The organism is Bacillota bacterium, assembly GCA_012839765.1.
Classification (GTDB): Bacteria; Bacillota; Limnochordia; order DUMW01; family DUMW01; genus DUMW01.
This window is the reverse complement of record DUMW01000109.1, coordinates 23,460-39,709: the sequence shown is the minus strand read 5'-3', so window position 1 is coordinate 39,709 and position 16,250 is coordinate 23,460. Positions and strand designations below refer to the sequence as shown.

The 16,250-nt window shown below is 55.2% G+C and carries 9 protein-coding genes; all 9 read left to right on the top strand.

Features of this window, described 5'->3' with window-relative positions:
• Positions 1-262 precede the first annotated feature (262 nt).
• The 9 genes from GXX57_11045 to GXX57_11005 all read left to right on the top strand — a co-directional run bounded on the left by GXX57_11045 (position 263) and on the right by GXX57_11005 (position 15,944).
• Positions 263-8,923 (top strand): glycosyl transferase, encoded by an 8,661-nt coding sequence (locus tag GXX57_11045; GenBank protein HHV45183.1) that lies wholly within the window; start codon positions 263-265, stop codon positions 8,921-8,923.
• A gap of 186 nt (positions 8,924-9,109) precedes the next feature.
• Entirely contained in the window at positions 9,110-9,754 is a 645-nt protein-coding gene (locus tag GXX57_11040; protein HHV45182.1) for an Lrp/AsnC family transcriptional regulator, read from the top strand.
• Positions 9,751-10,944: an aminotransferase class I/II-fold pyridoxal phosphate-dependent enzyme gene (locus GXX57_11035; protein HHV45181.1), complete on the top strand. Its 1,194-nt coding sequence runs from the start codon at positions 9,751-9,753 to the stop codon at positions 10,942-10,944. Before GXX57_11040 ends, GXX57_11035 begins: the two co-directional genes overlap by 4 nt.
• Positions 10,945-10,955: 11 nt before the next feature.
• The gene (locus tag GXX57_11030; protein HHV45180.1) at positions 10,956-12,206 is read left to right on the top strand and encodes a glutamate-5-semialdehyde dehydrogenase; all 1,251 of its coding nucleotides are present in this window, start codon (positions 10,956-10,958) and stop codon (positions 12,204-12,206) included.
• 14 nt (positions 12,207-12,220) lie between these two features.
• Entirely contained in the window at positions 12,221-12,841 is a 621-nt protein-coding gene (locus GXX57_11025; protein HHV45179.1) for a nicotinate-nucleotide adenylyltransferase, read from the top strand.
• Positions 12,810-13,436 (top strand): HD domain-containing protein, encoded by a 627-nt coding sequence (locus GXX57_11020; protein HHV45178.1) that lies wholly within the window; start codon positions 12,810-12,812, stop codon positions 13,434-13,436. Before GXX57_11025 ends, GXX57_11020 begins: the two co-directional genes overlap by 32 nt.
• Positions 13,437-13,524: 88 nt before the next feature.
• Entirely contained in the window at positions 13,525-14,802 is a 1,278-nt protein-coding gene (locus tag GXX57_11015) for an LCP family protein (GenBank protein ID HHV45177.1), read from the top strand.
• A 35-nt stretch (positions 14,803-14,837) separates the two neighbouring features.
• Positions 14,838-15,173, top strand: a complete 336-nt coding sequence (gene rsfS / locus GXX57_11010) for a ribosome silencing factor (protein ID HHV45176.1) — start codon at positions 14,838-14,840, stop codon at positions 15,171-15,173.
• A 12-nt stretch (positions 15,174-15,185) separates the two neighbouring features.
• Positions 15,186-15,944: a class I SAM-dependent methyltransferase gene (locus tag GXX57_11005; GenBank protein ID HHV45175.1), complete on the top strand. Its 759-nt coding sequence runs from the start codon at positions 15,186-15,188 to the stop codon at positions 15,942-15,944.
• The last annotated feature ends 306 nt before the right edge of the window (positions 15,945-16,250 follow it).

The window sequence follows — 16,250 nt, the reverse complement described above, 5'->3', positions numbered from 1 at the left end:
CCGCGAAACTGCAATTATCTGATAAGTTCGCGGAATTTTCTGGATCTCCTGCAACGCCACAGAACTTTTTCTCGCGACAACGAAAAACCGTCCCAACCCCACAAACCTTATGTCAAAACCTCAGTACAAATTACTACTACCCGACGGGCAGGTTTCACCGTCGATCAGCCTTCCCCCTAGCCTTGGATGTTTAATCCGGAGCCCTTTGAGAAACACTAGCCATCAGGGAGTAGCATTTGTCCGAGGAGGTCACTGGAAGCCTATGCTGCTACAGATTGTGCTAGCTGTATATTTGATCATTGGATTCCTGATCCTGCTGCGTCTCAACCGGCGCCGGCAGTTGATTACCAAGGGTCGGGACGATCGCTCCGAGGAGGTGTTACTGAGTTCCGCCCAGCTGGAGCAACATGCCCGGGATGTGGCTACCCGCCACCGGTTGGGGGATGGGGCTGTGAAGGGGAAGCTCCCCGATCTAGGTGAGATCGACTATCTTTTGCGTACGGTATATCGCTACGTTTCCAAGGCGGTGGATCGCAGGGACCATATTATTCCAGCCGCGGAGTGGTTCTTCGACAACTACTACGTGATCCAAGCGGCGGTAAAGGATGTTCGATACAGTCTGCCCGTGGGTTACTACCGGGATCTGCCTAAGCTTGCCGGTGGTCCCCAGAAAGGATTGCCCCGGGCCTATGCCATTGCTCAGGAAATCGTCAGCCACACCGACGGGCGCATTGACGACGAGGTCGTTTCGGTCTTTCTGCGGGGTTATCAATCGGTGTCCTTGCTTTCCATCGGGGAAGTGTGGGCACTGCCGGCACTGCTCAAGCTAGCCCTCATCGAAGAGATTAGTGATCTGTCCTTGGAAATTCTTCATACTTTCCGTAACCAGCACAAGGCGGACAAATGGGCCCAAAGGCTTATGGAGGCCTTTGACGGTGAACCTGCGGACCTGAGCCGGCAACTACGGCGTTTCTTACCCCAACTCAAGTCCAAGGATGCGGCCTTCATTGTGGAACTGCTGTACCGCTTTCGCAACCAGGGGGGTACCGCGGTGGACATCACCTGTTGGTTGGAACGGTTCCTGGCCGATGAGGGCTTAGATGCCGAAGAATTGGTTCACTTGGAGCATCAGCGCCAATCGGCTCGGAAGGTGGCCATGGGCAACCGGATTAGCAGCCTGCGTTTTCTGGCTTCCTTGGATTGGTCCGATCACTTCGAAAAACTGAACGCGTGTGAACGGATCCTCCGGGAGGATCCCAACGGGGTCTATGGGGAAATGGATTTTGCCGGCAGGGATCTTTACCGGCATCAGGTGGAGAGATTGGCGAAGACCCTCAGGATTTCCGAGGTCCAAGTGGCCCGTCAGGCGGTCTCCCTGGCCCGGGAAGGCTCCGATCTCCGCACCAGTCACGTGGGCTATTATCTTTTGGACGACGGCAAGGAATCTTTGCTGAAGGCCCTGGGGGCCAAGCCATCGTTCTGGTACCGGGTGTCTAAATACCCGATTATTCCCTACTTGGCCGTTATTGGGTTGGCCACAGGGCTGCTTACGGTGTTCTTGGCTTCCTTGGTGGGGATGGGTTGGTCCTTTATGGGGGCCTGTTTGGTGTTGCTGATCCCCGTGAGTGATCTGGTGGTGACCACCGTGAACTCCCTGATTACCCGGGTCCTAAGACCCCGGGTGATTCCGAAGTTGGAGTTTAAACACGGGATTCCTAAGGAAGCGAAGACCGTAGTGGTGGTGCCCACCCTCCTGCCCGATGCCGAACGGGTACGGGAGCTTTTCGAGCAGTTGGAAGTATACTACCTGGCCAATGCCATGGACCACCTGTATTTCGCCCTCTTGGGTGATTTCACGGATCGACAGGAGGAACACGCACAAACTGATCAGGAAATCCTGGAGACCGGCGCGCAGGAAGCGGCCCGGTTAAACGCCATCTATGGCAATGAGGGGGAGGACCGGTTCTTCTTCTTTTGCCGCCGACCCTTATATAACCCCCGGGAAAACCGCTGGATGGGTTGGGAGCGCAAGCGGGGCAAACTGGAGGAGTTCAATGCCTTGTTAAAGGGTGTCCGGGACACCACCTTCCTCCAGGAACTGCCGCCGGAGCTTGAGGGGGTAAAATATGTGATCACCCTGGATGCCGATACCAACCTGGTGCGGGATACGGCTCGCCGCTTGATCGGTGCCATGGCCCACCCCTTGAACCGTCCCTTGCTCGATGCCAAACGGGGTATCGTGGTGGCGGGCTACGGGGTGCTGCAACCTAGGATCGGCATTTCGGTGGTCAGTGCCGCTAGCACCCTGTTCTCCCGGACCTTTGCGGGGCAAACGGGGATCGATCCCTACACCACCGCGGTGTCCGATGTTTACCAGGACCTCTTTGGCGAGGGCAGTTTTACTGGTAAGGGGATCTACGATTTAGATACTTTCCATGAGGTTCTGGGTGGGCGGTTTCCGGAAAACCGGATCTTGAGCCATGATCTTTTGGAGGGGTCCTTTATCCGGGCGGGTCTGGTGAGCGATGTGGAGCTCCTGGACGGATACCCCACCCACTACCCGGCCTATACCTCCAGGCTGCACCGCTGGGTGCGGGGAGATTGGCAGCTATTGCCCTACCTTCGTGCAAAGATCCGCAACAGTGCTGGCCAATGGCAGCCCAACCCCCTCGGCCCCTTGGCCCGTTGGAAGATCCTGGATAACCTGCGGCGCAGTCTGCTGCCCATCAGCCTGGTGGTCCTGTTTGTCACGGCCATAACCCTGTGGTCTGAGCGGGCTTCCCTGCTTCTGACCATCTTCGGGCTGACCGTCTTATACCCGGTGTTGTCCCACTTAGCTAGCGCCCTGATGAGTCTACCCCGGGGCATTCACTTTGCTGGACACCTCTGGACGGCCAGTTTTGATGCCCGTTCCCTTTTGCGGCAAGGTTTTCTTTTACTTGCCTTCTTACCCCATCAAGCCTGGCTGATGGTCGACGCCATTGTGCGTACTCTCTTTCGGTTGGGGATCACCAAGCGGAATCTGTTGGAATGGGTCACCGCTTTCGATGCGGAGCGCCGGCGGGGTACCAATGTGCAGGGGTTCTTTGGGAGAATGTGGCCGTGTCCGGTATTCAGTGTTCTTGTTGGGGTCTTGGTTTTTGCCATCACCCCTGGATTTCTGGCACCGATCCTGCCGATGCTGGCCCTTTGGATGGTGGCGCCTGCTTTAGCCTTTTGGGTCAGTCTACCCACTAAGCGCCGCCGGGCTGCCCTTTCTGCCCAGGACCGGGAATACCTGCGGGTGCAGACCCGCAAGATCTGGCAGTATTTTAAGGATATTATTGGGCCTGAGGACCACTGGTTACCACCGGACCACATCCAGGAGGAGCCCCATTTCAAGATCGCCCACCGTACTTCGCCCACGAATATTGGGTTAGGGCTGATCGCGAATCTCGCGGCCTGGGATTTCGGCTATATTGGGGTCAGGGAAATGTTGGACCGCTTAGAGGCCTCCTTTGCCAGCATGTTACGTCTGAAACGCTGGCATGGCCATCTGTACAACTGGTACGACACCGAGACTTTGAAACCCCTGGAGCCCCGCTTCGTCTCCACCGTGGACAGCGGTAACCTTGCGGGCTACCTGATTACCTTGGTCCAAGGCTTAAATCAGGTCGCAGAAGGGCCTTTGTTAGATTTCGCCAAGATCGGCCGGGGCCTTTGGGACACCTTCTTGGTGGTAGCCTCGGAAGAAGTGGTCAAGGACTACGTCCAGGACTTCCGTACGCTCTGTGACAGACTCCAGGACCCCAAGCTTCTCCCTTGGGAAGGGCTCCGGATCCTGGAGGACCTACAAGCCTTGGCCCAAAGGATGGGGCAGCAACTGGTCCACGGGTACTGGGTAGAGCAACTGCAGGACATGATTGGCGCCTTCTTGGCCGAGGCCGACGAATACTTGCCCTGGCTTCGGGAGGCCGCGAAGTTAAAGCTGGCACCGGAGCAACAGAAGCTGTTATGGACCATGACCAGTCTCCAAGGACTACGGGAAAAGAAGGAGCAGGTTGGAAAACTGGGTGGAGAAGATCCCCAGTGGCATTCTCTTCGGGAAGCTTTGCTGGTTACCTGTGACAAGGTGGAAGAGCTGGCAGATCAGTTGGAGGATTTGTGCTCTGCGGCCATGCAGACCGTTTTGAACATGGATTTCCGGAGACTGTACAACCCGGAGCGGAAGCTTTTTTCCATCGGATATAACCTGGAAGAAAACCGCTTAAGCCGGGTGCACTACGATTTGATGGCTTCGGAAGCGAGACAGGCCAGTTTTCTGGCCATCGCTAAAGGGGATGTGGAGCAAAAGCACTGGTTCCGCCTGGGGAGGATGGTCACCGTGGCCGGCGGTTCCCGGGCTTTGGTCTCTTGGACCGGCACCATGTTCGAATACCTGATGCCGCTACTGATCATGCAGAACTATCCCCACACCCTGTGGGACGATACCTACATGGCCGCGGTTCAGGAGCAGGTACGCTATGGACAGCAGCACCGGGTGCCCTGGGGGATCTCTGAATGTGCCTTTAATGCCATGGATCTGCATCTGAACTACCAGTATCGGGCCTTTGGCGTCCCCACCCTTGCCCTAAAGCGGGGGATGGAAAGTGATCTGATCGTGGCCCCCTATGCCTCCTTCCTGGCCTTGATGGTGGATCCGGTTACGGCCACCACAAACCTGAGACGATTGGCGAAGTTGGGCATGGAGGGGAAATATGGCTTGTATGAGGCCGTGGATTTCACCAAGGAACGGCTGCCACGGGGGGCTGACTACGTGGTGGTGAAATCCTTCATGGTACACCATCTGGGGATGAGCTTTCTGGCTTTAGCCAACTATTTTCACGATGGGATTATGCAACAACGTTTCCATTTGGACCCTTACGTGAAGGCAACGGAAATGCTCCTGCAGGAGCGGCTTCCCTTGCAGCCTTCGGTGGTGGATCAAGAACCCGTCACGCGCTGGACGGTACAAAGGAGGGCTCCCGTGGGGATTGCCATGCATCGTCGCTTCAGCAAAGCAGACCTCGGTGGGTTGGAGGTGTACCTGGCCTCCAATGGCGATTATTCCATCATGCTTACCAACAGTGGGTCTGGTTACAGTAAATGGCGGGATCAGAGCATTACTCGATATCGGGAGGATCCCGTGGCCAACGACCGCGGCATGTTCATCTACATTCGAAACCTGAATACCAACGCGGTTTGGTCCGCCACTTACCAACCCACCCGGGTGGTTCCCGACGAGTATGAAGTGACCTTTGCCGAGGATAAGGCAGAATTCAGGAGGGTGGATCAGGACATTGAGACCGTGACCGAGATCATTGTCTGTTCCGAAAACGATGGGGAGATCCGTCGGGTCTCTGTTACCAACCATGGCACTGAACCCTGTGTGCTGGAGATTACCAGCTTCTTCGAAGTGGTGCTGGATCACCCTAAGGCCGATGCGGCCCACCCGGCCTTCGGCAACCTCTTTGTCCTGACGGAGTATGTTCCAGAAGTCAATGCCCTGTTGGCGACACGGCGAGCTAGAGAACAGGATCGTACTCCCCTGTGGGTTATGCACACCGTGGCGGTGGATGGGCAAGTGGTGGGTGAGTTAGAATATGAGACCGATCGGAGTCGTTTTATTGGAAGGGATCAGACGGTGCAGAATCCCGCGGGGATCTACGGTGGTAAACTAGGGGGTACCGCGGGCGCGGTGCTGGATCCCTGTATGAGTCTTCGACGCCGGATCCGGGTGGCGCCGGGCCAAACTTCCTCGGTGGTGTTTTCTGTCGCGGTTACTTCTTCCCGGCAGGCTGCTGTCGATTTGGCTGGTAACTACCATGATACGGCTATGGTGGAGCGGGCCTTCGATCTGGCGTGGACCCGCAGCCAAGTGGAGTTGCGTTACCTAAACGTCAGCCTGGACGAAGCCCATCTCTTCCAGCGGCTAGCCTCACAGCTTTTGTTTGCGGAGCCTAAGTGTTTTCAAGGCCGCGAGGAGACCCTAGGTATTGCCCGGACTGTGAAGAAGTTTCTGTGGTCCCAGGGTCTTTCGGGGGATCATCCCATCTTGCTGCTGCGCGTTCGGCAGTTAGATGACGGTGACCTGGTCCGGCAGGTCTTGGTGGCCCATGAGTATTGGCGGATGAAGGGACTGCCGGTGGATGTGGTGATCCTCAACGAGCAGGAAGTGGATTACGCTAACCTGCTCCATCACCACCTGCGCCAACTGATCCAAAGCTGCCATGCCCAAATGAAGGAAAATCGGCCGGGCGGTGTCTTCCTTAAGCAGGCAAGTCTTCTGAAAAGGGAGGAACTCGATGCCCTGTTTAGTAGTGCCCGTTTGGTGCTGATGGGCCCCGGTGGTCTGAAGGCTTGCCAACCCCGAATCAAGATGGCCCGGGGGACAAAACCCCAACAATTGCAGCCGGCGCGTCCTGCGGTGGCCTATGATTACAAGATCGATACGGTGGCGCTGGTCAACCAACTGCGCTTCTTCAATGGGTACGGTGGCTTTACTCCCGATGGGAAGGAATATGTGATTATTCTCGAGGAGGGGCAAAGCACCCCGGCTCCCTGGATCAACGTGATCGCCAACGAGCAGTTTGGGTTCCTGGCCACGGAGACCGGCGGGGGCTACACCTGGGCGAAAAACAGCAGGGAAAATCGCCTTACTCCCTGGACCAATGATCCAGTGATCCCGTTACACGGCGAGGCCATTTTCCTGCGGGATCAGGAGACGGGACAGATCTGGTCCCCTACCGCCGCTCCCATCCGGGGAGAGAATCCCTATGTGACCCGCCATGGTTTTGGGTACACCCGATACGAATACGGTGACCAAGGGTTGCATCAGACGGTGGACCTGTACGCGGCAGCCAATGATCCGGTGAAGCTCATCCGGATCCGGTTGCAGAACAAATCCAATCGCCGGCGCAGTCTCGGAGTATCCTATTACCTGGAACCGGTGCTGGGCGTATTGCCCGAAGAGACCTACCAATATGTGGTGACCGACTTTGATCCACAACTGAACGGATTGGTAATCACCAACCGGGCCCGGGAACACTACGGGGACCATGTGGCGTTTCTGGCTACACTGGCCGAAGATTTCTCTTACACCGGCGATCGACTGGAGTTCTTAGGTCGGAACGGTTCCCTCACGGATCCCATTGGCCTCCAGCAGGTGCAACTGTCGGGAAGGGTGGGAGCGGCCATGGTTCCCTGCGCGGCCATACTTGTGCCGGTGACCCTGGAACCGGGTGCTTCTACAGAGGTGACCTTCCTCCTTGGGGAATGTGCCACCTGGCAGGAGGCCAAGGACTTGGTTAGCCGTTTCCGCCAAGAAGGGGCAGTTCAGGGGGAATTCGATCGGGTGCGCAGCAACTGGGACGAACTCATCGGACGGCTTATGGTGCGTACACCGGAGCCCTCCCTGGATTACCTCGTCAATGGCTGGCTGTTGTACCAGGTGATCAGTTGTCGCTACTGGGGCCGCTCCGCGTTCTATCAATCGGGGGGAGCCTATGGGTATCGGGACCAGTTACAGGATGTCATGTCCTTGGTCTACACCTCTCCCCAGATCACCCGAGAACACATTCTGCGGGCAGCGGCGCACCAGTTCGAGGAGGGAGACGTACAGCACTGGTGGCATCCGGAGGAGAACAAGGGAGTGCGTACCCGGTTCTCCGACGATTACCTCTGGTTACCCTTTGTCACGGCCAGGTACGTACAAGTGACGGGGGACACCGGTGTTTTGGATGAAGAGGTACCCTACCTGCGCAGCCGGTCCTTGGAAGACCACGAGCAAGAGCGCTACGAGGTGCCCCAACTTTCGGATAAAACCGGTACCGTCTACGAGCATTGCCTAAGGGCAATTGAATATGGGTTGAAGTTTGGCGTTCACGGTTTGCCCTTGATGGGTGGCGGCGACTGGAATGACGGCATGAACCGGATCGGTTGGCAGGGACGTGGTGAGAGTGTCTGGCTCGGTTGGTTCCTCTGTCGGGTCATGAAGGATTTCATCCCCCTGTGCCGGCTGAAACGGGATGAGCATTTGGTAGAGCGGTTTCGGGAACAGATCGAAGGGATCCGTAATGCCATCGAGCAACACGCTTGGGACGGGGAATGGTATATGCGGGCCTTCTTTGACGATGGCACACCCCTGGGTTCCAAGGAAAACGATGAGTGCAAGATCGATGCCATCGCCCAGGCATGGGCTGTGATCTCCGGGGAAGGGGACAAGAACCGGGTGAAAACAGCCATGCGTTCCGTGGACGATTACCTGGTATCCGAGGAAGACGGGATCATTAAGTTGTTAACCCCGGCCTTTCACAACACCCGGCTGGAACCAGGCTATATCAAGGCCTACGTCCCCGGAGTGCGGGAAAATGGTGGACAGTATACCCATGCGGCCACTTGGGTGGTCCTGGCCAAGCTACTTTTGGGGGAAAGGGCCCGGGGCATGGAACTTCTCCTGATGCTCAGTCCCATCAATCACACCTTGACCCCGGAACAGGTGGAGCGGTACAAGGTGGAACCCTACGTGGTCCCCGCGGATATCTACGGTGTCTATCCCCATGTGGGGCGGGGCGGTTGGACCTGGTATACAGGTTCTGCCAGTTGGGTGTACAAAGTGATCGTGGAGAGTGCCTTGGGGATAAAAATCAAGAAGGACAGGATGGTGATCCGTCCCCGGATCCCTGACCACTGGCCCGGGTTTTCCCTCCGATATCGCTATCGGAATACCATCTATGAGATCACCGTGGACAATCAAGCGGAGGTGGCCCAGCCGGTTTTCTTCGATGATGTGCCTTTGGAGGATGGGGCCATCCCCTTGCAGGATGACGGCAGGCACCACAGTGTTGTGGTCTATGCCAAGGCCCTCGGAGAACAATCCGCGGTGCTTACCCAATGGAGTGATTAGTGGTGGTGGACCCGGGGTTTTCCCCGGTCTTCCTGTTTTCCTAAAACTTCCTCGGAGGGAGTCCTGTTTTGGCCTTCCCTCGCCCGCTGTGACCAACCCTCAGGTTTTTCCGTCCTGAATAGGGCCGCTTCTCAATAGGTAGGATTACCCAGAGTTCATCCCAAGTCTAGGTCATAGGTTCTCTGTATGTATTACCAGAAAAAATTGTCTTCGGGAACCCTAGCGGTTGTGGAAGCCGAACTAAAGGGCTTCAAAACCAATAGGGCAGGTTGTACAACTGGGTATGGTAACGGCTTCTGCATATGCTATAATGTTAAGCAAAACCTCAGCTTGGAAGGAAGTGATGGCTTGAAGAAACGGATCCTGGAAATATTGGAGCAAGATGACCGGATTTCTCCCAAAGATATAGCCATCATGCTAAATCTGCCGGAAGAAGAAGTTGTCGAGCAGATCGCTCAGATGGAGGAGCAGGGGATTATTGTTAAGTACCATGCCCTGGTCAACTGGGAAAAAGTCGACGATGATTTGGTGGAAGCGATGATCGCCGTTGAGGTGGAGCCGGAGCGGGACGTGGGTTTCGATGATATTGCCGAACGGATCAGTAATTTCCCCGAGGTGAGGGCCCTGTACCTCATGTCCGGCAGCTATGATCTGTCGGTGTTTGTCACCGGAAGGGATATTCGCGAAGTGGCGCGATTTGTCTCCACCAAGCTGGCCACCATCGACCGGGTTAAAAGTACGGTAACCTACTTTGTGCTGAAGAAATACAAACAAGAGGGCGTCCTGCTGGATGGAAAGGTGAAACCAAAGAGGATGGCGGTGTCTCCATGAAACGTGATTTTGTCTCTCCTTTAGTAAAATCTCTACCTCCTTCTGGGATAAGGCGTTTTTTTGATCTGGTGGCTGAGATGGACGATGTGGTCTCCCTCGGAATCGGTGAACCGGATTTTGTCACCCCGTGGCGGATCAGGGAGGCCGCGATCCATTCCTTGAAGCAAGGGTATACCATGTATACGTCTAACCAGGGACTGCCGGAACTCCGCAAGGCCATCAGCGATTATTGGTTCGAACGCCGGGGTATTCGCTATGATTACCGCCGGGAGATCCTGATTACCGTGGGGGTCAGTGAGGCCCTTGATCTTCTGATGCGGGCGGTCCTTAGTCCCGGGGATGAGGTAATCATGGCGGAACCAAGCTATGTTTCTTACCAACCTACGGTTCTTTTGGCCGGTGGTGTTCCCCGCACTGTGCCCACCACATTGGAGGATGGGTTTCAGTTGAAGGCAGCCGCCATAGAGAAAGTGATTACGGACCGCACGAAGGTGATTCTACTGTGCAGTCCTAACAATCCCACCGGTGTCACATTGCAGAGGGAAGTGTTGGCGGATATTGCCCGACTGGCCGTTAAATACGATCTTTTGGTGGTAGCGGACGAGATCTATTGTGAGTTGGTCTATGATGAGGATTATGTTAGTATTTCCCAAATGCCTGGGATGGTGGATCGGGTGATCGTCCTCAACGGTTTTTCCAAGGCCTTTGCGATGACCGGTTGGCGGCTGGGTTATGCTATGGGTCGTGAGGATGTGATCGCAGCGATGAACAAGATCCACCAATACACCATGTTGTGTGCTTCGATCACCAGTCAGAAGGCGGCCCTCGAGGCCTTGCGCAACGGCCAGCGGGATCGGGAAGATATGCATCAGCAGTATAGTGAACGGCGGCGGTTGATTGTGCATGGGCTGAATGAGATGGGGCTGGATTGTCTGTTGCCCCAAGGGGCCTTCTATGTGTTTCCCTCGATCCGGGCCACGGGACTCGATTCGGAAACCTTCTGCGAGCGTTTGTTGAAGGAGGAGAAAGTGGCGGTGGTGCCAGGAACGGCCTTTGGGGCCAGTGGTGAGGGCTTTGTACGCTGCTCCTATGCCGCCAGTATCGCGGAGATTCAAGAGGCACTTACCCGTATGGAGCGATTTGTGCGCCGATACAGAAGGGGAGCATGTGCCAGTAGTGAGGGGGTTTAGAGGTGTCTCAGATTGAGAGTTATGTAAAGGGTATCGCACAACAGGCCAAGGCCGCAAGTCGCCTGTTGGCCTCCCTGTCCAGTGAGCAGAAGAATCGGGCGTTGTTGGCTATGGCCCAGGCCATCGAGGAGAATGTTCAGGAGATCCTCGCCGCCAATGCCGAAGATGTGCAAGCGGCCAAGGAGAAGGGTATTTCCGGGGCCCTTTTGGACCGATTGACCTTAACGCCCCAACGGGTGCAGGATATGGCGGACGGCCTTCGGGATGTGGCAGCACTGCCGGATCCCGTGGGGGAGATTGAGCAGATGTGGCTACGGCCCAATGGTCTGCAGATTGGCCGAATGCGGGTTCCCTTGGGCGTGGTAGGTGTCATTTACGAGGCTAGGCCCAATGTTACCGTGGATGCCGCTGGGTTATGCCTGAAGTCAGGCAATGCCGTGGTATTGCGAGGCAGTGGCGAGGCTTTGAATTCCAACCGCATGATTACCCAGGTAATTAGTCGCGGGGCTGTGGACAGTGGCCTGCCGGAGGAGGCTGTCGGCTTGATCGATGAGGCTAGCCGGGAGGGCGTCACCGCCATGCTGAAATTGAACGAGTGCATTGATGTGCTGATTCCCCGGGGGGGTGCGGGGCTGATTCGTACCGTTGTGGACCAGGCCACGATCCCTGTGATTGCCACCGGCATGGGCAACTGCCATATCTACATAGACCGGGCGGCCGATCTGAACATGGCCTTGGAAGTGGTGCTGAACGCCAAGACCCAACGGCCTGGGGTGTGCAATGCGGTGGAGACCCTTTTGGTACACGAAGAAGTGGCGGAAGCTTTATTGCCGCGTTTGGCGGAGAAGTTAGCCGAGGCAGGGGTGGAAGTGCGAGGGTGTGCTAGGTCCTTGGAGATCGTACCCCAGTGGGATAGGGCCACCGAGGAAGATTGGGATACGGAATATCTGGATCTGATTCTGGCGGTGCGGGTGGTGGACGGGTACGATACTGCGGTGGAGCATATTACCCGGCACGGGACCCAACACTCGGAGTGTATTATTACCCAGGATTATTCTGTGGCTCGGAGATTCCTGCGGGAGGTGGATGCCGCGGCTGTTTATGTCAACGCGTCTACCCGCTTCACCGATGGTGGACAGTTTGGCCTGGGGGCTGAGATGGGGATCAGTACCCAAAAACTGCATGCCCGGGGTCCGATGGGTTTGAGGGAACTGACCACGGTGAAGTATATCATCTTGGGCGAGGGACAGGTGCGGCGTTAGGAGGTAGGATGTCCGTGGGTGCATTGGGGGTGCTGGGCGGTACCTTTGATCCGATTCATGTGGGCCATCTCATTCTGGGAGAGCATGTGGCAGAGTCTTTGGGTTTGGAAAAGGTCTTGTTTGTGCCCGCCGGTACCCCCGGGCATAAAAGACCTGACGCGGTTACCTCGCCAGAACACCGGTGCCGGATGACGGCGCTGGCCATCGCCGACAATCCCAGGTTTGAGCTTTCCACGGTGGATCTGGCGAGGCAAGGGGTTACTTATACGGTGGATACCTTGGGGGATCTGCGGCGCTTGTATCCGAACCAGGAACTCTTTTTCATCATTGGGTCCGATAACTTACTGGATCTTCCCAATTGGCGGGAACCGGAGCGGGTGTTGGCCCTTTGCTATTTGGCGGTAGTGTTCCGGCCAGGATTCCCCATTCACGAAGTCCAGGACAAATTGGGAGCGTTATACATAAGGGAAAGGATCAGATTTGTTCCCTCTGTAGCTATCGAGATCTCTTCTACCAGTATTCGTCAAAGGATCAAAGAAGGCCGCTCGGTGAGATATCTGATCCCAGAGCCGGTGGCAGCTTACATCAAGGAGCACAGGTTGTATGGATATAGACCGAGTACGGGCGCAAGTTGAGCGGGTTTTGAGTCCAAAGCGGTTTTGTCACACGCTGGGGGTGGTAAAAACCGCAGACTTGCTAGCCCAGCGCTGGGGCGTTGATTCGACTAAAGCGGAATTGTCGGCTCTTCTTCATGATTACGCGCGGGAACTGTCAGACCAGGAGTTATTGCAAAGGTCAAATGACTTTGGTATATTGAAGCTACAGATCGAAAAGTGCAATCCGGATTTGCTCCATGGCCCGGTGGCGGCAGAACTGGCCCGCCGGGACTTTGGAATTGCTGATGAGGATGTTTTGAACGCCATTTGTTACCATACCACAGGACGCGCCGGAATGTCTTCCCTGGAGAAGATCATCTATTTGGCGGACTATATTGAACCGGGGCGAAGCTTCCCGGGCCTTGTCGGGGTAAGAAGTCTGGCCCTTTGCGATTTGGACCAGGCTTGTCTTTTGGCCCTGCGCCGGACAAGCATCCATGTTTTGCGGCGCGGTAGAACTTTGCACCCCAAGACGGTAGAGGCCTATAACGACCTGCTGTTGCATCGGGCCTTTGGGGAAGCGAGATCATCTCAACTGGGGCACAAACAGGATGGGACCAGGGAAGATGATTGATGCAGGAAAACCTGTGGCTTCGTAATTCTTCTATAGGTTTCCTAGAGTTATGTTGTGTCCATAGTCGTTCATGCTAAGGAGAGTCGTTATGCTTCCCAGAGAAGAATATGAAAAGCGGATGGAAGAGTTGGATCGCCTGGCTGCGGAACGTAAGCTGCAGCAAAGGAAGCAAACGCGCCTTGTGATCCTAGTGATCCTGTTTGCCGTTGTGCTCACCTGCCTTGCGGCCTGGCTCACTTACTATTTTCAAATCTACTGGGATGTGCCCCGTTCCCAAAGGTTAAACGATCAGCGGGGGTTGGTTTTCGAGGGCGTAGAGGAACTGACGACGATCTTGGTGATGGGCGGGGATATCATCGACCGGGAAGAAGGACGGACCGATACCATGTTCGTCCTGGGATACCTGCCTAACCGAGATTTCGTTAGTATCTTCACCATCCCCCGGGATACCCTCGTGGAAGTAGACGGTGTGGTCAGCCGGATTAATGAACTGAATGGCCGGGGTGGCCCTGGACTGGCTATGGACTGTGTCGAGGAGCTGTTGGGGATCGAGATCGACTATTATATTCTTCTGAATTTCCAGGCCTTTGAGAAAATTATCGACATTCTCGGTGGTGTGGAAATTCAGGTGGAGCGGGATATGAAGTATGACGATCACGCTGGAAACTTGCATATCGATATCCCTGCTGGATTGCAGGTCCTTGACGGTCGTACGGCCTTGGAGTATATTCGGTATCGGGGTGACGGACTGGGGGATATTACCGCAGCGGATCCCTTGCGGGATCAGTATAAGGGTCGGGTGGTAAGACAACAGAAGTTCCTCAGTGCCCTCCAAAGGCAGATCCTCCGTCCCAGAACCGTGCTTCATTTGCCAGCGTTGCTCTTTACGGCTAGCCAAAGTCTGAAGACCAATTTGCCCCTGTGGAAGGCTGTTGGTGTCTTGCGGCGTTTCTTTGACAGCGACGATGTGCGTTTTGGCGTGGTCCCTGGGGGTGAACAACGGATCGGTGGCGCGAGTTACTGGGTAGCTGATCCCAATGTGTTGCCCCATGAGGTGATCGGGACATTCACCGGGGTTTCCCGTCCGGAAGTGGTGGTCCTTAATGGCTCCGGAGTGCGGGGTATTGCCGCAGCGGTGGCGGGTTTTTTGCGGCAGAATGGTTATAAAATAGAGGAAATCGGTAACGCTGATCATTATGAATATCAACATACCCAGATTAGTTACCGGGATGCCGCCCAACGGGAGCATGCGGAGCGGGTGCGTGTCCTCATGGGTGGTGTCGGTTTGATTCGCGAGGATGAGGGGCAGCGTTCCGATTTGCTAGTAATCATCGGGAAGGACTATGAGATTCCCGACTTGCTGTAATCTTCCTGGAGGTGGTTTGACTGAAGCTTGAGAACTTGGCCAAACAAGCGGCCCTTGCCGCCTATGATAAGCATGCCCAAGATGTGTTGATACTCGATCTCAGTGAACTATCCATCATGTGTGACTACTTTGTGATTTGCTCCGCAGATTCCGATGTCTTGAGGAAGACCATTGCCGACCATATCGAAAAGCAACTGGCCGAACTGGGAAAGAAGCCCTCCCATCGGGAAGGAGAACCCGGTTCCGGTTGGTTGCTCATGGATTACGGTGATGTGGTGGTGCATATTTTCTCCCCTGAACAGCGGGAGTATTACGGTCTGGAGAGACTCTGGGGCGATGCTCGACGAGTGGAACTGATCTTGGAAGCTTAGACGGGGTAAAAGATGAGAAAAGAACTGGGAAGATATCGATTCTTGGCTGCCGTTTACGACCAGATGAAAAGTGAAGTGGATTACGCGACCTGGAGCCAATATATCATTCAGGTTTGGCAGCATTATGCTTTCGAGCCCCGTACGGTGCTGGATTTGGCCTGCGGGACGGGCGGGATCCTGTTGCACCTGGCCCAGCAAGGCTATGAAATGACCGGGGTGGATCTCTCAGAAGACATGTTGGCTGTGGCTTATGAAAAGTCCAGTAGAGCCGGGTTGAGGATATCTCTCTTTCAACAGGATATGCGGGATCTGCAGCTGGATCGCACCTTTGATGCTGTCATTTGTCTGTGCGACAGCATAAACTACCTTTTGTCCATCGAAGAGGTCCAGCAGTGTTTTGCCGGTGTATACCGCTGTCTCAACCCCGGTGGCCTGTTCGTTTTTGATGTGAATACTGCCCGGGCTCTCGAGATGTTTTACGGCACCGGTGTTTATTACGATGAGATACCCGGTGGAGAATTGAAATGGGAGACCCGTTACCATAAGAACCAGCAGCGATGTCAGATGGATCTTACTTTTTTTGTACAGGTGGAAGGTGAACCCAGGGTATACAGAGAACGACACATCGAGCAGGCCTATTCCCTGGAGCAGTTGATGCAAGGACTGGAAAGGACCCATTTTCGGCTATTGGACGTATTTGAGGGTTTTACCCTGGAACCGGCAAGGGAGGAGAGTTATCGCTGGAACTTTGTGGCCCAACGGCGAGGATGAAGCTAACATATTATGAAGGGTCATCTGAAAGGTAAGTGAGAACGAAAAGGGAAGCTTGAATTCGATATAGGGAAAGTGATAGAGATAACCTATAGAAGGCCAGGACGAAATTGGTTAAGAAGCAGGGGCGTGCCCCCCTTGACTTTCCCCAAAAGGTTAGTTATAATACGAGGCGAAAAGAGATTTAACATTGAAAATCAATGAAGAGGAGTAGTAGCCAGCGTAGTTCACGACAGAGAGTCGACGGCAGGTGTAAGTCGATGTGAAGCGGCTGGGGAACTCGCCTCGGAGATGCACATGCGACGG